Raw genomic sequence first — 18,614 nt, forward strand, 5'->3', positions numbered from 1 at the left:
AAATGAGGATTGCGCAAATTGCCCCGCTGTTCGAGAGCGTGCCGCCGCGGCTCTACGGCGGGACCGAGCGGGTCGTTGCCTACCTGACCGAGGAGCTGGTCCGGCAGGGGCATCAGGTGACGCTGTTTGCGAGCGAGGATTCCATCACTTCCGCCGAGCTCGTTCCCTGCACGCCCCGCGCCCTGCGCCTCGATCCCGACGTCCGCGATGCCCTGCCCCACCACATGATCATGCTCGACAAGGTGCGCGAGCGCGCCGACGAGTTCGATGTTCTGCATTTCCACGTCGATTATCTGCATTTCCCGCTGTTCCGGTGCGAGCGCAGCCGGACACTGACGACCCTTCACGGCAGACAGGACCTTGCCGACCATATGCCGTTCTACCGGCGCTTTTCCGACATGCCGCTGGTCTCGATATCGAACGCCCAGCGGGCGCCGCTCCCAGGCGTAAACTTCGTCGACACCGTCTATCACGGGCTGCCGGTCGGCCTGCACATGCCCAGCCTCGACCGGCACGGCGGCTATCTCGCCTTTCTTGGCCGCATCTCACCGGAGAAACGGCCTGACCGCGCCATCGCAATTGCCCGCGCGGCGGGTCGTCCGCTCAAGATCGCAGCCAAGGTCGACAAGGCGGACGACGCGTATTTCCGCGACTTCATTGCACCGATGCTCGACGGCGGCGGGATCGAATTCATCGGCGAGATCAATGACAACGCCAAAGGCGAATTTCTCGGCCAGGCCGCCGGGCTGCTGTTCCCGATCGACTGGCCCGAGCCATTTGGCCTGGTGATGATCGAGGCGATGGCGTGCGGCACGCCGGTGCTGGCGTTCCGTTGCGGATCGGTCCCGGAAATCGTCGAGGATGGGCTGACCGGCCGGATCGTCTCCGACGTCGACGAGGCGGTACGCGCGGTTCCGGAATTGCTGGCGCTGGACCGCAAGGCGATCCGCGTCCGCTTCGAGGAGCGTTTCTCCGCCACACGAATGGCGGCCGATTACGTCAAGATCTATCAGAAGATGCTGCGCAAGCACGCCGCGCCGCAACTCGAACTCTCGGCAATGGCTGCGCTTTCCGCCGCAGCCAACGCGCACGGCTCCGAAGCCTCCGTGGCGTCCGCGCGCAAGGACAATTGAGCAAGGAGCCGGTGAGCAAGGAGCCGGCTCCGGCAGCCGGTCGTCATGAGCAATCATTCATGACGCCGGCGCCACCGTCGTGGCGGCTGTCTCAAACGATGCTCGGCTGGTGCGCACCCACCGCCGCGCACGCCGCCGCGTCCGAGCGTCGCACCTCTTGACGTCGCATGGCGCCTCCCTAAATCGCCTGCCGCCAGGGCCTGGGCAGGACTGGCACGCCGGATCCCGCATGGAGAAGGCGCTTGGGAGTCCACGTTGCTTTCAGGAGGATGTGGTTATGAAGATGACAGATCACGCCCAGTCGATGCTGCGTTGGAGCACGGCAATCGTCCGTCGGCTGGCCGATCGGATCGCGGTGGTATCCAGGAACTGGCGCATCAGGCTCTCTCCTCGCAAGCGCTAACGCTGGGGAAGAACGGTGCGCGGTCTACTCGCAGTATTCGTCCTATTCGCCATGCTGTTCAGTGCAATCGAAGCGGCCAGTGCGCAGCGGAAAAAGCCGAAGCAGCCTGGCAGTGCGAATGCCGCGGTGCAGACGGAAGCGCCGGAGCGGCCGGTGTCCGGTCGGAATATAAGGTCCAACGGGGCAACCACCGTGGTGATCCCGCCGTTCCGAGCCGAGGAAGTTGTCCCGGATATCTGCAGGGGGTGCTCTTCCTGACCGGCTGTCGATTTGGTCGCGCTGGACGGATCAATGAAGCATGGACGGCTTGATTGATGCCAAGCCGCGAGCGGGAGAGCTACGCTACAAGAGATCAGGAGCTCACTGCGCGCTCGCCTCGGCGAAACACTTCCCAATCATGGGCGCTGGCTGCCGCCGCCAACTTCCGGCGCCATTCAATATGCTTAAAGCAAAGAGAGCGAACACCGCACTTCGGTCTCCGCCCCAGCCAGCGAAAAAGCCTCCCCACGCCGTCCGCCGGTTGCAGAAGCACATCGATCGAGGAACGACTCAGGAAGTCGCGCTTTGAATCGAGTGTATTTGGTTCGAGTTTCGCAAAATGAGTACGCCGTCCATCGTGCCGGAAGGTGGAGACCGCGACGTCTACCTCGTGCTCGACGATCTGGGTCGGATTGGACGGGTATGGCGCGAGACCAGCGAGGAGAGTACCGGGCGGGCCATGCTGATCCGCGAAATGCTTGAGGGCCAGTACGTTAACCCGGTGCGCATCGTCGCCTTCAACATCGGCGAAGGATGGTCGCGCGACGTGACGAGTGATATCGCTGACGAACTCCGCGAGCGTTGTACCGACCTAGACGAAGTACCGGTCGGCCTCGAAGACTTCCTGGAACGGACTAGGCAAGGGACTTAGGCTCGGCTCGCCAGGGCCAGCGACCGCTGCCGTGGTTTGAACCCCGTCCCGGCTACCCGGGCAGCGAGCACCCTGCCCCCTTGAGTATCAACGCGCTAGATGCCGTTCCCATCGGCCATCGCCGGCCGCGAAACGACATAGACGGCACAAGCAAGGAACATGACCGCCACAGCTACGGCAAGCGGCAATGACGGCTCGACGCTGTACCAGAACACGAGAAACCCGATCGTCATTCCCGCGCAAGCCATGGCCTTGGCCGACCGGGGAATGGCTCCGGCGGCGCGCCAATCCCGCAGCGGTTTGCCAAGTTTCGGATGATCCAGCAGCCATGTCTCGAACCGCGGCGACGACCGCGCAAAACACGCCACTGCAACGATCAGGAAAACCGCCCCCGGCATCAGCGGCATCACCAGGCCGATCACGCCGAGCGCAACCATCACCCAACCGAGGCTGAAGTAGATGATGCGCATCAGACCTGCCGCCTGTCCTTCCCGTCAAACAAAGACCGCTCGCTTCCCGTTCATGCCACGGCTTGCCTAGCCGTAGCTCGCGGCCACGAGCCCGCCTTCGCCCGCTGGGCTTCGGCGCGGCAGCCTTCCCTCGCTTTGCGAGCGAAGGCTGGAGCGGGTGAAGGGAATCGAACCCTCGTATTCAGCTTGGAAGTCAAGTCCGTAACACATCCTTACATTTCACCCAACATCACCAAACGGCATAAAGGCGCACAATTTCAGCAGCATAACGAGTTGCCGTTATCACCGCAATTCACCAAAAATCACCCCGGTTACGGGAATTATGCGCCCATGAGGGCCCCGAAATCTGGGTACAAAGGCCATCCACGGTTGTTTCCATCGCGGTCTACCAGCATCCTATGGCAAAGTTAGATGCTTGGGCACGACGATGGAAGAATTTGAATACGACGTTGCTTTCAGTTTTTGCGCTATCGATGAAGGCGTGGCTACGCAACTAAACGACCTTCTATCCCCGCGCCTAAGAACGTTCATCTATAGCGAAAGGCAACGAGAGATCGCCGGCACGGACGGGCAGGAAAGCTTTAGCCAAGTTTATGGGAAAACCGCCCGCTTGGTTGTGGTGCTATTCCGACCGGAATGGGGCGAGACACCTTGGACTCGCGTTGAAAGGGACGCGATCAAAAATAGGTCGCTGGATGATGGCTGGGACTTCACGACCTTTGTGCCCACGGTCGATCGCCCGCAAATGCCGCCTTGGCTACCGAAGACGCGGCTCTATGTAGGACTCCAGCGCTGGGGCATAGAAGGGGCCGCTGCGGCAATTGAATCGCGAGCTACGGAGCGAGGCAGTAACCCACACGAAGAAACCGTCGCAGAGCGGGCAGATCGTCTCCGCAGATCACGGGATCTCAAAGAGAAGCAACGACTGTTTCAATCAACGGAAGTCGGCGTGAAGAGCGCGATTCAGGCCTACGAAGATTTCTCGCGCGCCATAGAACAGCATAGCGAGGCTATTTCCAATTCGGGAATCGGAATAGCAACAAAGCGGTCGCAAGAATTCCGGATACTCAGCGGGCTGTCGCCATGCAACGCAATTTGCAGTTTCCGTCCGTACTACGCGAACTCCCTTCAAGATGCCCATTTGCTATTTGATGTATTTAAGGGATTTCCACCTTTGCCAGGCTTCTATGGATCGATGGAAAAGGCGATAAAGCTAAAATCGTTGCGCTATTCCTACCAACTCGTGCGACCAGATTATCATGCGTGGGTTGGTGTAGACGAGAAGGGGCGTGATTTTACGCCACAACAGCTCGCGGACCATGTTCTTCGCACATACATGGACATCGCCGAGAAGACGAAGGTCGATTACTAGCCGGCGCCTCGATCGACCCGCGTGAACTCCCTCAACGCCTTCCGCGCCCGCTTCCGCTCATCCTCCGTTTTTGCCTCATCGACGTGCGACTGGAGGATGCGACGCATCTTGTCCTCGGCCGGCCGGCAAGCTCAGATTTGATCAATAGGATTTTCATACTTCTTAGGATGACATCACGACCATCTAGGCGGCGAACAGGCCCGTCTGCGGCGACGATATAACGGCAGCGGCTTTGGCCCTCATGGCACCATCCAACCTCGTGCGTGTTAGCGCGACGTATTCCGGGTTCAGTTCGATCCCGACATATCGCCGACCGTGTTGGATCGCTACCTGCCCTGTTGTACCGTTGAATGGATCGAGCCCGCCTTCGCCCGCTGGGCTTCGGCGCGGCAGCCTTCCCTCGCTTTGCGAGCGAAGGCTGGAGCGGGTGAAGGGAATCGAACCCTCGTATTCAGCTTGGAAGGCTGCTGCTCTACCATTGAGCTACACCCGCGTTGGCGTTGACCTAACACGACGCGCAGGCGGCCTCAACCGCCCTGCCGCCCCTGTACGCATGTCCTGTGCGGACCTTCGACCGATCCGCACCCCTTAACAGGGGCTGATTCGCCACTTATATTCGGATTTCCATCAACAACGAAAGGAGGTGATCCAGTGTCTTATACCAAGCGCTGTCACCTCGCTGGGATCGCCCGCTAGGCTTGTCTTTGGCCTGGCATCGGGGCGCTCTCAGCCCTGGACCAGCGAGCACAACAGTTGGGGCGCGACGGGAGTTCTCCCGCCGCGCCTTTTTATTTCTTAAACGCCTTATTTCTTAAACGTCTTATTTCTTAAACGTCCTCGAAAGGCAGCCAGTCCGGCCCGCCATAAAGGAGAAAGCGATGCTCTACGCCATGCTGGCCTATCATGTCGAAGCCGAGGTCACATCCTGGACGGCGGAGGAGGATGCGGCCCTGATGAGCGAACTGCTGGCCGTGCATGAGCGGCTCAATGCCAAGAAGGTGCTCGGGCCGGCGGCGCGGCTTGGCGGCACGGCGGAAGCCCGTACCTTGCGCGGACCGGGCGCGGGAATGATCATCGACGGACCATTTGCCGAGACCAAGGAGCAGTTGCTGGGTCTGTACGTGTTGAATTGCGCCAACGAGGAGGAAGCGATCGCGATTGCCCGCGACCTGCGGCGCGCCAATCCGTCCGCCGTCTACGAAATCCGCCCGATCAGGCTTTATCTTCCCGGCGAAGCGTTGCCAGAAACCTCGAGCGAACCCGGTCAGGGCTGACACTTCAGGCAAGGAACTTGCGGCGTCGGTTTCAAGCTGGAACCTCAGCCTATTGTAACTGCGCGTCGAAGCCACGGCATACTGCGCTGCAAAGGCCCCAAAATACGAGACAATAATTGACTCGCTATCGGGGCCACCGACCCCCACATTGGATGCATCACCGACACAGCCAGTGCTCGTAGGCGTCGGTGGCTGAGAGTGTTGTGCTCCCGCCTGCAAAGGAAAGGAGATACGATGCCTCATTCAGCCAATCGTATTCTGTCCCGAGCAAGCCCTGTCGATCTCGAAGACCTCCGGCCGCATCTTCGCATTGTCGAAATGCAACGCGGCAAGGTCGTTGTGGAGAGCCGCGCGCGCGTCAATCAGGTGTACTTCCCGCACGGCGGTATACTTTCGTGCGTTGTTGAACTGGAAGATGGTTGGGCGATCGAAAGCGGCATGATCGGAAACGACGGTGCTTTCGGGGCTGCACAAGCGATCGATAGTAAGGCGTCGCTGCATAAAGTGGTGGTCCAGGTATCCGGCCTTGCGAGCGTCGTGGATGCGGAACACCTCAAAGCGGTTGCCCTGTCTTCTCCTGACCTGCTCGCGCTGCTCATCAAGTACGAACAATTCCTCCTCGGACAGGTGCAGCAGACGGCTGCCTGCAACGCGGTTCACAACGTTGAACAGCGGACCTGTAAGTGGCTGGTCAGGATGTGCGATCTGGTAGGCACCGAACTCCCGGTAACGCAGGAATTTTTGGCGCAGATGATGGGGGTGAGGCGAACCAGCGTCACCGGTGTTGCCAGCCACCTGCAAAAAGAGGGCCTGATCTCGTACAGCAGGGGCAAGCTAAGCATCCTGGACCAGGATCTCCTGCAGCGCCGCGCGTGCGAGTGTCACCGAACTGTTCGGGAGCTGTATGCTGCGGAGTTCGATGATATCGAACGAGCAGCGCTTCCAGCCCGTCAGAGCACCTCTCCTTGAATTTCGAGTCTTGGCATGCTGCCGGCTGATCTGCAGGGACCGTAGTCGTCAGGGGTGTGGCTTGCCTAAGCCGTAGCTCGCGGCCACAGCCCGCCTACGCCCGTTGGGCTTCGGCGTGGCAGCCTTCTCTCGCCTCGCGAGCGAAGGCAAATAATTCGTGGAAGTGGATGGCGGAGAAGGATGGCTTGCCTAGCCGTAGCTCGCGGCCACAGCCCGCCTGCGCCCGTTGGGCTTCGGCGTGGCAGCCTTCTCTCGCTTCGCGAGCGAAGGCTGGTGGGGAAGGAAGGACTCGAACCTTCGAAGCCATACGGCGGCTGATTTACAGTCAGCTCCCTTTGCCACTCGGGACACTTCCCCGTCCGACAGCGTCACCAAACCGACCGCCCGAGTGGCGGAGGACCGGACCCAAGGATGACGCTGAGGCCGAAAGCCCGTTTCGAACCGGCTGCGACCGGCGCGTTTATGGGCGAAGCGGGATGGCAAAGTCAACCAACGCGCACCACCAAAAATAGGTTCGATCAGGCCAAATTGCCATATTCGGGCCCCCGTGACACAAGCTCCCCATGAGCGATCGCGACCGAAAACCGCCGTTCCGCCGCGGCGGCGGCAAACCCTTCGAAAAAGGGCGGAAATTCGCCCGTCCGCCGGGCCGGCGCGACCGGGAAACAAGCTCGGACGGGCCGGCGATTCTCTATGGCTGGCACACGGTCTCGGCTGCGCTAGCCAACCCGGAACGGCGGATCCGCAAGCTGTTCCTGACCGAAAACGCCGCCCGGCGGCTGGCGGACGAGAACATCGATACCCGCGTTGCCCCGGAAATCGTCCGGCCGAACGCGATCGACCAGCGGCTCGGCCCGGACGCCGTGCATCAGGGGCTGTTGGCGGAGGCCGATCCCCTGCCCTCGCTCGATATCGATACGCTGCCGCAGGACGGCATCGTGCTGGTGCTCGACCAGATCACCGATCCGCACAATGTCGGCGCCATCATGCGCTCGGCGGCGGCCTTTGCGGTGAAAGCGATCGTTACCACCGCCCGCCACAGCCCGGAAGCAACCGGCGTGCTGGCGAAATCCGCCTCCGGCGCGCTGGAGCTGGTGCCGCTGGTCACCGTGCAAAATCTCGCCCGCGCGCTCACCGAACTGAACGACCGCGGCTTCTTGACGGTCGGCCTCGACAGCGAGGGGACCGAGAACCTCGCCGCCGTGCCCTTGCAGCAGCCGCTGGCGCTGGTGCTGGGCGCCGAGGGCAAGGGCCTGCGGCAACTGACCCGCGAAACCTGCCGCGCCGTGGCCCGGCTCGACATGCCCGGCGAGATCAAGAGCCTGAACGTCTCGAATGCCGCGGTGCTGGCGCTTTATATTGGCGCGAGCCGATTGGGCCTGATGAAATAGATTGGACCTGATGAAATGGAAGACGCCCGCTCGCGGGAAGCGAACGGGTGCTGAGGCTTTCGAACTGCCGTTGGATCAGTAGTAGCGGCGCAGCACGGGCCGACCGTGGTAATAACGCCCCGTGTAACGGTAACCGTTGCGGTGGTAATAGCGGCGGTTGTAGCCATAGCCGTAACCGGAGATGGTGCCCTCGCGGTAGACCGGATACGGCGCGAAGTTGCCCGGACCGGTATAGGTCGGACCCTGGTTGATATAATAATACTGCTGCTCCGGATCGGGCAGACGCTCGCGGACCCAGCCGCCGCAGGGGATGCATCCGGCATAGCCGTAGGTCACGGCCGGGGCGACATAGACCGGCGCTGCGCACGGGGCGTAACCGCAGGCCATCGCGGGTGCTGCAGCCATGACGGCCACTGCCGCGATCAATCCTTTAAGTATCTGACGCATTACTCTCTCCTGTTCGTATTTGCTTGGTCTTCTTAACGTGGAAGGTGATGCGGCCATCGCCTGTCATCGCGCGGCGCGTAGATGATTTCGGGCGGATCGACGGGCACGTTGGACTGCGCCGGCAGCGGCGCTGACTGCGCCGACCAGGACTGATGGTAGCTCTCGGCCGGTTGCGGCAAGCGGCGGTTCGCCGGCGGCTCGATTTCCAGGCGCCCGTAACCGGGCATGCGGCCGGCGCTCGGATAATAATGCCCGACGCGCGGGACCGGATCGACATAGCGGCCACCATAGATGGTCGGCTCGACATGGGTGCCTTTGCCGAGACCCCAGTCACCCTCGACCATCGCATAGGATGCATCGACGCCGTTAATGATGACGGGAACGCCGGGACGGCCCGGAATCACGATCTCGAAGCCGCCGCCGGCAAAGGCGGTCGAATTCGTCGCGATGAAAAGTGCCAGTGTGACGCCAATGCGCATCGCTTGGGATCCGGTTTTTATAACGTCCCAATTTAATCCAACATGCCGGTTCAGGGGTTAAGGCCTTCGGCCAAATTGCCGGTAAGGCTAACACGCAACCGTGGATCGTCATTCAATTGCGAGAAATGGCGCTATCCAAACGTTAACGCCTAGGGGGCCTGCCCGCTCGATTGTCATTTGCGCTGACATATCGCACCATCCAGCCCCTCCCAACGCCAGCCGAAATGCCTGAGATGACAGCCAAAACGCCTGCAAAGAACGTGCTCTGGATCATGTGCGACCAGCTTCGCTACGATTATCTCGGCTGCACCGGCCACCCTGTGCTGAAGACGCCGAACATCGACGCGATGGCCAAACGCGGCGTGTTGTTCTCCAACGCCTATGTGCAGTCGCCGATCTGCGGGCCGTCACGGATGTCGTTCTATACCGGCCGCTACATGCGCTCGCACGGCTCGCACTGGAACGGCTGGCCGCTACGCGTCGGCGAGCCCACGCTCGGCGATCACTTAAAGAAGATCGGCGTCCGCAACGTGCTGGTCGGCAAGACGCATATGGCGCCGGACCTCGAGGGACTGAAGAACCTCGGCATCCCCGCCGACTCGATCATCGGCGTGCATGTGTCGGAATGCGGGTTCGAGCCTTATGAGCGCGACGACGGCCTGCATCCGACGGGCCGGCCGCGCCCGGCCTACGACAATTATCTGCGCCAGCAGGGCTATGACGCGCCCAATCCGTGGGAGCACTGGGCCAATTCCGGCGCGGCCGAGGACGGTAGCCTGCAGAACGGCTGGCTACTGGTTCACGCCGACAAGGCCGCCCGCGTGCCCGACGAGCACTCCGAGACGCCCTACATGACGCGGCGCGCGATGGAGTTCATCGCGGAAGCCGAGGACGACGGAAGGCCATGGTGCCTGCATCTGTCCTACATCAAGCCGCACTGGCCCTATATCGCGCCGGAGCCCTACGCCAGCATGTATGGGCCGCAGGACGTGCAGCCGGTGATCCGCTCGCAGGAAGAGCGCGCCAACGCGCATCCGGTGTTCGCCGCCTATATGGACATGCGCTATTCCCGCAACATGTCGCGCAACGAGGCGCGCGAAAAAGTCATCCCGACCTATATGGGCCTGATCAAGCAGATCGACGACCAGATGGGCGTGTTGATGCAGTTCCTTGAGAGCCGCGGCCTGCTCGACACCACCATGATCGTATTCACATCGGATCATGGCGACTATCTCGGCGATCACTGGATGGGCGAGAAGGATCTGTTTCACGAGCAATCGGCCAAAATCCCGCTGATCGTGATCGACCCCTCGCCTGCCGCCGACGCCACACGCGGCACGGTCAGCGATGCGCTGGTCGAAGCGATCGACCTGGCGCCGACCTTCATCGACTATTTCGGCGCCACGCCGGCGGATCATATCCTGGAAGGACGCTCGCTGGTGCCGCTGCTGCACGACGCGCCGCCTGCCGATTGGCGCAAGGTGGTGTTCTCCGAATACGACTACGCCATGCAGGACGTCCGCGTGATGCTGAACCAGCCGATCGAGCGTTGCCGGCTGTTCATGGTGTTCGACGGGCGCTGGAAATACATTCACGCCTCCGGCTTCCGCCCGATGCTCTACGACCTCGAAGCCGATCCGCAGGAATTTGTCGATCGCGGCGCCGACCCCGCCTGCGCCGAAATCGTGGCGCGGCTGCAGTCGGAGCTGTTCGACTGGGCGCTGCATCCAAAGATGCACGTCACGACGCCGAACGCGAAAATAGCCGCCTATGCCAACCAGCAACTGCAGGTCAAGAACGGCGTGCTGATCGGCATCTGGGACGAGGCCGAGCTCGGCGCCATCAGGGAGAAGATCGGGATCAAGCCTTGAGAAGGAGCGGTCTCTATCGACCGAGTTCTACTGCGTCATAAGCCCCTCATGGTGAGGAGCGCCAACGGGTCCGCGCGTAGCGCGGCCCGATGACAGGCTCCGCGCGTCTCCGGACGATGCTTCGCATCGCCGGGAGAATCATGAGGCCCCATCTGTGGCCTACATCCTTCGAGACGCCCGCTTCTCGCGGGCTCCTCAGGATGAGGGGTTTGAGCAGCTATGACGCAGTAGAACTAGGCCGCGGACTCGTTAGCGTGCCTCCATCTATCGCGAAACTTTCGCGGGGTGCATCCGGCGATCCGACGGAAAGCACGAGTAAAGTGGGCAGGGTCAGCGTAGCCCGACGAGAACGCCACGTCGATGATCTTATTCTCAGTATCGCTTAGGAGTCTTGTCGCATTGTTGAAGCGCACCTGCTCAAGCAGGCCCGAGTATGTAAGTCCCGCTAGCGAAAGTTTCCTCTGTAGACTCCTGACACTCAGTCCAATCATCTCTGCCGCCTGAATTATCGTAGGACCACCTTCATCAAGGTAGGAAGGCAGGCTCAACTTGAGGACGCTGACGACGTCCTTCCCGAACGGCTGCGGCTCGTTCTCAGGTGCATTCGACGGGGTGGCATCGGCGAGATTTGGAAAGCTCAAGAGCTGCAGTGGCACTTCGATCCATGAGGCCGTTTGACCTGACAAGAAGCGGGTGCTCGGCCAATACGACTGAACTTCAATGCTGGGGGTATAGATTGCTTCAAACGCGATTACTGCAGGAGTCCAGTTCGCTCCAGCGAACTGACGGACGATGTGTATGACGAATATGTTCTGAAGCCATTGGGACATCTCAAGATGTGAAATGCCCTCCGTTCCGAGTAGCTTGCTACAGATTTTCAAGCTCTCGCCGCATCGCTCTAGCCATAGATGGAGATTTGTATCTTCGATCGGCGCCCACTTGCACGCCTGCTGAAGAGCAACCAATAGAGTTGGCGAATGGCGGATTCTGGCGCGCAGACCATCGCTCAGATGGTCGAAAGACAAACGCTGAGACGCCCGAAAAGCAAGCTCTGATATTCCTTGCTTTCCCTGGGCAGCCGTCGCGAAGCGAACGGCCGGCATCAGCGGCACGTAGTGATCCGCTTTCTCTTCCAGGCACGTAGGAAGCTGAAATTTGGCCAGAAGCGCGGAAGTTGGTCCGCCTATCTCGGAGTGAATCTCTGCGAAAGGCATGAGGAATTGGCAACGAGTCAAAGGAATGACGGTCATTATTATTTTACCCCCAGAACTTTGTCGCGATCGCAAAGATAGCAGGCCGCCAATTTTCCTGCTTCGTCTTTGTCGTGCACGTTTGGGTGAGGCTGCCGACTAATTGCTTTTGACGAGAATTTTGGCAGCGGATGGCCAGATTAATCCCCGAAACGACTCTAGCATTACAGAATCGGCTGTTTTCCTGGAGGGAGCACAGGCTTCACGCCTCACCAACCAATGAGAGCTGTCCGTTTGCCTTCACTCCAAGCGGTCCGAGCGGCGATTGTCGCGTCGCTGCGACATGGTGACGCAACCCTCGATAGTACGGCTCGCGAACTCAAGATCAGCGTGCGCACGTTGCAGCGCCATCTCGGTCGAATGGGCACAAGTCACAGCGAAATGCTCGCAGAGGTTCGCCTGGACATGGCTTGCCGTTTGCTCGTGAATTCAAGCCAGCGCCTGTCGGATATCGCTAAATTCCTCGGTTATACCAACGCCAGCAGCTTCAGCCGCACTTTCGTGCGTTTGATGAAAGTTCAACCCGTTGTTTACAGACGGCAGCAACATTCTCGTAAGCATCGGCAGGCGCCATCACACCGTTGAACTATTTCCGAAGGATTGGCGCGAAATGGCAAGACGCGCGATCTGAATGGCGCAAAATGTTTAGCGAAGCTGCTTGCTGAAATTAATTCCCAAGCTCCCAAGGAGTTACCTTTCTGTCGACAAAGCGCGCAACGTGCGCGGGCCGATTTGGAAAAGCCAGCGGGTCCGCCGAACAAGAAAACAATCCGCTTTCCAGGGAGCCCAAATCTGAAATCGCTACCCTTCATTGAGTTTCAGGAAAGGAAGTACGATGAATATTACCCGTCGATCCCTCGCATTTGGTGGATTGGGACTGCTGGCAGGTGCGGCCGCAACGCGATCAGCCCTTGCCCAAGATTCTTTTTTTGGAGTGGGTCAGGGCCTGGAGGATTTCTGGCTCGCGAGCGACGCCTACATATTTGGCTATCCGTTGGTGACGATGGAGATGACCCGCCGGATCATCACCAACGTCGCCGAACCCGTTGGCACGCGAGGGCCGATGGGCCACATCATCAAGCTGCGCCAATATCCCGACGCCTCGTTCAGGGATGTCACGGCGCCGAACGCGGACACTCTCTACACGACTTCCTTTTTCGATGTCGGGAAAGAACCGTGGGTTCTCAGCATCCCCGACATGAAGGGACGCTATTTCCTGATGCCGATGCTGGATGGCTGGACGACGGTGTTCCAGGTCCCAGGCAAGCGCACCACCGGCACCGGGGCACAGACCTACGCGATCACCGGACCTGGCTGGAAAGGCACGCTGCCGGATGGCGTAAAGGAGTACAAGTCGCCCACCAACATCGTCTGGCTGCTCGGTCGCATTTATTGTACGGGCACGCCGGAGGACTACGCGGCCGTCCATAAGCTGCAGGACGAGTGCAAGCTCGTGCCGCTCAGCGCCTACGGCAAGCCATACACACCGCCTGCAGGAAAAGTAGATCCCTCGATCGACATGAAGACGGCTGTTCGCGAGCAGGTGAACCGCATGGACGCGGCGTCGTACTTCAAGCTGCTGTGTGAGCTCATGAAGACTAACCCGCCATACGCTGCCGACGCGTCCCAGCTTGCCAAGTTTGCGCGCATCGGCATCGTTCCCGGGCAGGATTTTGATGAAAGCAAGTTTAAGGCGGACTTCCTGAAGCGCGTGCCGGAACTGTCGTTCGACAGGATCATGCTCCAGTTCAAGATCAACAAGGCCATCAAGGACGAGAACGGCTTCGCCTTCACAACGAAGACCGGCATCTATGGCACCGACTATCTGATGCGGGCCCTCGTAACCGCCATCGGCCTCGGCGCCAACCGGCCGCAGGATGCGGTCTATCCGACCTCGCAAAAAGATGCAGATGGCCACAAGTACAATGGCGCAAACAAGTACGTCATGCGGTTTCCCAAAGGCCACCTGCCTCCCGTGGAGGGATTTTGGTCGCTCACGATGTACGACAGCGGCTACTTCTTTGTGAAAAATCCGATCAACCGCTACTCGGTCAGCGCGCGTGAAGATTTGAAGGAAAACCCGGACGGCTCGGTCGATCTCTACATTCAGAAGGACTCCCCGGGGAAGGACAAGGAAGCAAACTGGCTTCCCGCGCCTGCAGGAGATTTCATCCTGATGCTGCGCATGTATTGGCCGCAGGAAACGGACCCGTCGATCATCAACGGCACATGGACCGTTCCTGCCGCGAGGAAAGTCGGCGCCTGAGAATTTGAGTCTCATGCCGGCCCGTGGGGTGGGTCGGCATGAGCCTGGGCGCGTTGGCGCTTGCGCTGTGCCGCCGCGAACAGCACGATCAGGCGGGCAGCACGAATCGTTGCGCGATAGGCTCAAAACATAGGGAGGGGTGTGATGTGCCGTCGGACAGAGGGAAGGCCCAATAGACGAAGTATGTCAAAACCCGGAATCCGTCTCCCATTCAGAAATTCAGTCATCGCCATTGCGATGGCGATGACGTCAATCTCGTCTGCAACAGTCTACGCCGATGAAGGCGGCGTTTCATACTGGCTCCCCGGCCGCTTCGGCAGCCTTGCGACGACCCCTCAGGTCCCCGGCTGGTCGATGGCCGCAGTGTACTATCACACCAGTGTAAGCGCGTTCGGCAGTACAGCGGCCGCCAGGGAAATCCACGTCGGCAGAATCCCCGCCACGATAAACGTCGATCTGAACCTGCGCCTGAATGCGCAGGCGGATCTCGTGCTGCTCAATCCCATCTACACGTTCGCAACGCCGGTGCTGGGTGGACAGTTCGCCATCGGCGTAACCGGATTGTTCGGGCGGTCTAGCGCAGATCTGGCTGGAACGCTGACGGCGGCCGTCGGCCCGCTGGCGATAACGCGCACGGGCAGTTTCGGCGATTCGATCACGTCGGTCGGCGACCTCTACCCGCAGGCGACGCTCAAGTGGAACGCCGGCGTGCACAATTTCATGACCTACGTGACGGGAGATATTCCCGTCGGGGCTTACAGTTCGACCCGCCTCGCCAATCTCGGTATCGGTCACGCCGCCATCGACGCCGGCGGCGGCTACACGTACTTCAATCCGCAAGCCGGCCACGAGTTTTCGGCTGTCGCGGGCTTCACCTACAATTTCAAGAATCAGGATACGCAGTATCAGAACGGCATCGACTTCCACGTGGACTGGGGCGCCTCCCAGTTTCTCTCCAAGCAGGTTTTCGTTGGCCTTGTAGGTTATGCCTACCAGCAGATCACCGATGATTTTGGCCAGCACCCTGCTCTGGGCGGGTTCCGCTCCCGGGTGCTCGGCATCGGTCCGCAGGTCGGCTTCCTGTTTCCTGTAGGAGACATGCAGGGCTATCTGAACTTGAAAGGATACGGTGAGTTTGCCGCGGAGAATCGTCCGGCCGGCTGGAATACGTGGCTGACATTTTCGATCTCGCCGATGGCGCCCACCAGCACTGTGATGCCAACCCGACACGTGGCGACGAAATAACAGGGAAGCGATCGACCGCGGTGCCGATTCTGCCTGCGCCGATATCGTGGCGTGGCCGCGGTCGGAGCTGTTCGACTGGGTCCTGCAGCCGAAGATGCACGTCACGCGATGCCAAACGCAAAGATTGCCACCTATGCCAACCAGCAACTGCAGATACAGAACGGGTGCTGATCTGTCTCGGTATCAAGTGAGCGTGAGACGTGAGGCAGTTCACATTCGAGAACCGCGAGTTGATTTAAGGCCGTCGCAAACCCGGCTTCGGGAGACGAGCCATGCCATTATTCAATAGCCAAATCGATTGGCAGGGAATGGGCACCATAGCGGTGGTCGGGCTTTTCATCCTGTTCGCCCTTACGTTCGCCGTTGTTAGTTACGTGGAATCGTCGTCGAATGCCGACCTGACCGAGTTTACGAGCACGACCGAGTCATCGGCATCTGATCCGAACCATTCCAACGAATCTACGGCCGAGAGCCCGTCCGCCAAGGACCGAACGAGCTGCCCCCTCGGTAACAAATCGCCACCAACTCAACTACTGCCCTTGCAGTAGTCTACACTTCAGACCAATTCGACCTCGTGCGCTTACGACGCATCGTGCGCGACGGACGATCTCATCCACGGCCGATAAGGTCGACCGGAGTACGGTAGAGCTCGTTACAGTCTCCATCGGTGACACGCACAGCACACCCGGTGGAACGCAGCTCGGGGCGAACGATGCAAAGCTCGCTCGCGAGGCTTTCGGCCTTATCGATCGCGTTTTCTGTGTTTTCGAGATACATGCCGCCCTGGTTTTTGAACTCCGCGCCGATGACGAGATCAAAGTTGAAGTATGGCATCAGTGCCCCCTGCCAAATTCAAGCTGCACGGAATCTAACTGAGTCTGGTGGGTTCCCCCATTTCAATTTCTGCCTTTGACATCTGATTGTAGTCGTCTGTTGCGCTTCGGTACCGCGACCGCACCATCGCGTGCACACCACGCGACGCGGCACCTGCTGGTCCGAGACCTAAGTGGTCGAACCGTCGCAATCGTGATTCTGCTCTGGGCGCCTGGCGCAAACCATTGAGGAGGTTGGAAACTAGTGTTGCGGCGGAGACACGTCGTGTTGGTAAATTGCAGTCGCTCACGCCACGTTTATTGCAGTTCCGAGCGCGCGGGCGCTACGGTCGCCCCGGCGAAACACTTCGCAGCCCTTCGAGGAGCGCAATGAAGCCATATCGCGGCGATATCGGAACTGTCGGCTGGGTATCCTTTCTCTGTCTGGCATCGTTGCGTCGACTGCATGCGATAGCTATCGCAGTCTTGCTGCTCCTGGCGATCGGCGCAAGCCCGGCACAGGCAAGGAGTTCCGCGCCGGCAGCCTCGACTGCTCATGTCTATCTGCTCCGCGGCGTGCTCAATATCTTTTCCCTGGGGCTCGATGACATTGCGGTAAAGCTGCGGGCGCAGGGCATCCCGGTCACTGTCGCGAACTTTGCCTCCTGGTCGTCGCTCGCCGACGAAGCCGCCGCCGGATACAAGAGTGGCAGAATCAAGACGATCATTCTGGTCGGGCATTCCTCGGGCGCGACCGCGCTTCCCGACATGGTCGCCAAGCTGGATCAGCTTGGCGCTCCCGTTAAGCTCGCCATCGGCCTGGATTCTGTGTTTCGCACCAGCCTCTCGGGACGCGTGGGCCGCTATATAAACTTCTACATCGCCAACGGCGCCGGCACGCCGGTTCAGAAAACCGGACAATTCCAGGGCAAGCTCGAGAATGTGAACGTGCAGAACGTGCCTGGCGTCGGGCACATGTCCATCGAAAAGAACCTGATCATGCAGCAGAAGGTGATAAGCGAGATCGACGCTGTCGTCTTCGGCCGATCCGTACCAGCTTTGGGGGCCCAGAAGCCGCGGCAACCTGGAGAGGCAAGCGCGGCGAGGTCCGGCACGGCAAGCGCCGCGGCGGTACGTTAGAGCGTTTTCCAGCGAAGTGGACACCGGTTCGCGTCAAGAAAACGCGTCAAAACAAGAATCTAGAGCCCGGTTCTGATTAATCAGAACCGAAAAGGCTCTAGTAGTTCGAACGCCGTCGCCGCAGCGACGAGCGCCGCAAATTCTGCCAATTCCTCTACGATAGATCACCCGCTAGAAGCGCCGGGTGGCGTAGCCCGCCGGCATTCAAGGTTCGGCACTTCTACGCCCAGATCGCGAGCGGAATGTACATGAAAAGTCCGACGCTGGTTGCAGCCGTGGTGATCCGTGCAGCCCTTTCCGTCTGCATCTTGTCGGCCGCTTGCAATCTGGCGGTCGCCGACCCGGTCGCACGCACGGCCAATGCTGTCGCAACCGTCGCTCCCGACACGCCGCCAGCCGCGGCCCAGCCGCAGCCGCGCGTTTACCTGTTCCGCGGCGCGCTCGGCCCGATCTTTTCGCGCGGGATGGACCGCCTGACCAATCGTCTCCAGGAAGCCGGTATCCGGGCTGACGTCTACGAATTCACGATTTGCCGGCTGATTGCGGATCAGGCGATCCGCGACTTCCGGAACGATCCTGCGCCGATTGTGCTGATCGGTCATTCGATGGGCGGACTGTGCGCCTTGACGTTCGCCGGCATACTGAAGTCTGAAAACATACAGGTAAGCCTGGTGGTCACCATTGATCCGGCCCAGGCAAGCCCGAAAGTGCCGCTGAACGTCGAGCGTTTCATCAACATTTTCCTGTCCGACAGCATACTGGGCGGCGGCGATGTGGTGGCGGAGCAGGGTTACCAGGGTCACTACGCGAGCTTCGATTTGAAGCAGCACGGGGAAGTCACCCACATCAACATCGACAAGATGGATTCCATGCACGAGCAAGTGGTGACAGCAATTGCGCAACTTGCGACGACGCCGGCCAAGGGAGAGGCGGTGCCGCTGCGCTACGTCGTTCCTCCTGATGCCCCGCTGGAGCTGTGGGACAGCGGCACGCAGCAACTCGCCCGTTCGGGCGATACCCTGCAGAAGCTAGCGGCACTGAACCATGTACCGCTCTGGTCACTTACCCAGGCCAATCAGCATTCCGACAGTGCACCGCTGTCAGTTGGCCAACGCGTCCTGGTTCCGCGCCGTCTTGCTCCACCTGTCGCGACACCAGCGGCGTCGCGACGGAAACGGTAGG

At 60.2% G+C, this 18,614-nt stretch carries 19 protein-coding genes and 2 tRNA genes; 13 read left to right on the top strand and 8 right to left on the bottom strand.

The annotated features are described in order from the left end of the window. The first annotated feature begins 2 nt into the window (after positions 1–2). Both YUO_RS41310 and YUO_RS0121260 read left to right on the top strand, forming a co-directional pair. On the top strand, positions 3–1,133 hold the full coding sequence (locus tag YUO_RS41310; RefSeq protein ID WP_035727213.1) for a glycosyltransferase family 4 protein: 1,131 nt from the start codon (positions 3–5) through the stop codon (positions 1,131–1,133). Positions 1,134–2,134: 1,001 nt separating this feature from the next. Then, a complete protein-coding gene (locus YUO_RS0121260; RefSeq protein WP_035727216.1) occupies positions 2,135–2,446 on the top strand; it encodes a hypothetical protein in 312 nt (103 codons plus the stop codon). Positions 2,447–2,541: 95 nt separating this feature from the next. On the opposite strand, the gene YUO_RS0121265 is transcribed toward YUO_RS0121260, so the two are convergent. Next, positions 2,542–2,916: a YbaN family protein gene (locus YUO_RS0121265; protein ID WP_028349090.1), complete on the bottom strand. Its 375-nt coding sequence runs from the start codon at positions 2,914–2,916 to the stop codon at positions 2,542–2,544. Between the two features lie 427 nt (positions 2,917–3,343). On the opposite strand from YUO_RS0121265, the gene YUO_RS0121270 reads away from it, so the two are divergent. Next, positions 3,344–4,288 (top strand): hypothetical protein, encoded by a 945-nt coding sequence (locus YUO_RS0121270; protein WP_156908708.1) that lies wholly within the window; start codon positions 3,344–3,346, stop codon positions 4,286–4,288. Between the two features lie 183 nt (positions 4,289–4,471). Here YUO_RS0121270 and YUO_RS47835 read toward each other — a convergent pair whose 3' ends face one another. Beyond that, on the bottom strand, positions 4,472–4,726 hold the full coding sequence (locus YUO_RS47835) for a DNA methyltransferase (RefSeq protein WP_156908717.1): 255 nt from the start codon (positions 4,724–4,726) through the stop codon (positions 4,472–4,474). Beyond that, a tRNA-Gly gene (locus YUO_RS0121285) sits at positions 4,708–4,781 on the bottom strand. The genes YUO_RS47835 and YUO_RS0121285 overlap by 19 nt, the downstream gene beginning before the upstream one ends. Positions 4,782–5,166: 385 nt before the next feature. Between YUO_RS0121285 and YUO_RS0121290 the strand changes: the two genes are divergently transcribed. Continuing rightward, on the top strand, positions 5,167–5,562 hold the full coding sequence (locus YUO_RS0121290) for a YciI family protein (protein WP_028349092.1): 396 nt from the start codon (positions 5,167–5,169) through the stop codon (positions 5,560–5,562). Between the two features lie 234 nt (positions 5,563–5,796). Continuing rightward, positions 5,797–6,531, top strand: coding sequence for a Crp/Fnr family transcriptional regulator (locus YUO_RS41315; RefSeq protein WP_063830312.1), 735 nt, complete (start codon positions 5,797–5,799; stop codon positions 6,529–6,531). A gap of 271 nt (positions 6,532–6,802) precedes the next feature. Here YUO_RS41315 and YUO_RS0121300 read toward each other — a convergent pair. Then, positions 6,803–6,888: transfer RNA gene (locus YUO_RS0121300), tRNA-Tyr, on the bottom strand. Between the two features lie 206 nt (positions 6,889–7,094). Between YUO_RS0121300 and rlmB the strand changes: the two genes are divergently transcribed. Next, the gene (gene rlmB / locus YUO_RS0121305) at positions 7,095–7,922 is read left to right on the top strand and encodes a 23S rRNA (guanosine(2251)-2'-O)-methyltransferase RlmB (RefSeq protein ID WP_028349093.1); all 828 of its coding nucleotides are present in this window, start codon (positions 7,095–7,097) and stop codon (positions 7,920–7,922) included. A 75-nt stretch (positions 7,923–7,997) separates the two neighbouring features. Here the strand turns inward: rlmB and YUO_RS0121310 are convergent, their stop codons facing one another. After that, entirely contained in the window at positions 7,998–8,369 is a 372-nt protein-coding gene (locus YUO_RS0121310) for a hypothetical protein (protein ID WP_028349094.1), read from the bottom strand. 32 nt (positions 8,370–8,401) lie between these two features. Then, positions 8,402–8,848, bottom strand: coding sequence for a hypothetical protein (locus YUO_RS0121315; protein ID WP_028349095.1), 447 nt, complete (start codon positions 8,846–8,848; stop codon positions 8,402–8,404). A gap of 233 nt (positions 8,849–9,081) precedes the next feature. On the opposite strand from YUO_RS0121315, the gene YUO_RS0121320 reads away from it, so the two are divergent. Then, entirely contained in the window at positions 9,082–10,719 is a 1,638-nt protein-coding gene (locus YUO_RS0121320; protein ID WP_035727269.1) for an alkaline phosphatase family protein, read from the top strand. A gap of 233 nt (positions 10,720–10,952) precedes the next feature. Here YUO_RS0121320 and YUO_RS0121325 read toward each other — a convergent pair whose 3' ends face one another. Next, on the bottom strand, positions 10,953–11,969 hold the full coding sequence (locus YUO_RS0121325) for a helix-turn-helix transcriptional regulator (RefSeq protein ID WP_028349097.1): 1,017 nt from the start codon (positions 11,967–11,969) through the stop codon (positions 10,953–10,955). A gap of 219 nt (positions 11,970–12,188) precedes the next feature. On the opposite strand from YUO_RS0121325, the gene YUO_RS48520 reads away from it, so the two are divergent. The 4 genes from YUO_RS48520 to YUO_RS0121345 all read left to right on the top strand — a co-directional run bounded on the left by YUO_RS48520 (position 12,189) and on the right by YUO_RS0121345 (position 16,028). Continuing rightward, complete coding sequence (locus YUO_RS48520; RefSeq protein ID WP_083754658.1) at positions 12,189–12,554, top strand: helix-turn-helix domain-containing protein; 366 nt, start codon at positions 12,189–12,191, stop codon at positions 12,552–12,554. A gap of 250 nt (positions 12,555–12,804) precedes the next feature. Further along, on the top strand, positions 12,805–14,235 hold the full coding sequence (locus YUO_RS0121335; protein ID WP_028349098.1) for a DUF1254 domain-containing protein: 1,431 nt from the start codon (positions 12,805–12,807) through the stop codon (positions 14,233–14,235). Positions 14,236–14,478: 243 nt separating this feature from the next. After that, on the top strand, positions 14,479–15,480 hold the full coding sequence (locus YUO_RS0121340; RefSeq protein WP_035727272.1) for a SphA family protein: 1,002 nt from the start codon (positions 14,479–14,481) through the stop codon (positions 15,478–15,480). A 272-nt stretch (positions 15,481–15,752) separates the two neighbouring features. Further along, entirely contained in the window at positions 15,753–16,028 is a 276-nt protein-coding gene (locus YUO_RS0121345) for a hypothetical protein (RefSeq protein WP_028349100.1), read from the top strand. A 61-nt stretch (positions 16,029–16,089) separates the two neighbouring features. On the opposite strand, the gene YUO_RS0121350 is transcribed toward YUO_RS0121345, so the two are convergent. After that, complete coding sequence (locus YUO_RS0121350) at positions 16,090–16,314, bottom strand: hypothetical protein (protein WP_028349101.1); 225 nt, start codon at positions 16,312–16,314, stop codon at positions 16,090–16,092. A gap of 368 nt (positions 16,315–16,682) precedes the next feature. On the opposite strand from YUO_RS0121350, the gene YUO_RS0121355 reads away from it, so the two are divergent. Together YUO_RS0121355 and YUO_RS0121360 are read left to right on the top strand one after the other, a co-directional pair. Next, positions 16,683–17,432 (top strand): hypothetical protein, encoded by a 750-nt coding sequence (locus tag YUO_RS0121355; protein WP_083754660.1) that lies wholly within the window; start codon positions 16,683–16,685, stop codon positions 17,430–17,432. A 275-nt stretch (positions 17,433–17,707) separates the two neighbouring features. After that, positions 17,708–18,613 (top strand): alpha/beta fold hydrolase, encoded by a 906-nt coding sequence (locus tag YUO_RS0121360; protein ID WP_028349103.1) that lies wholly within the window; start codon positions 17,708–17,710, stop codon positions 18,611–18,613. Position 18,614: the final 1 nt, after the last annotated feature.

The sequence above is a fragment of the Bradyrhizobium murdochi genome, from assembly GCF_000472965.1.
Classification (GTDB): Bacteria; Pseudomonadota; Alphaproteobacteria; order Rhizobiales; family Xanthobacteraceae; genus Bradyrhizobium; species Bradyrhizobium murdochi.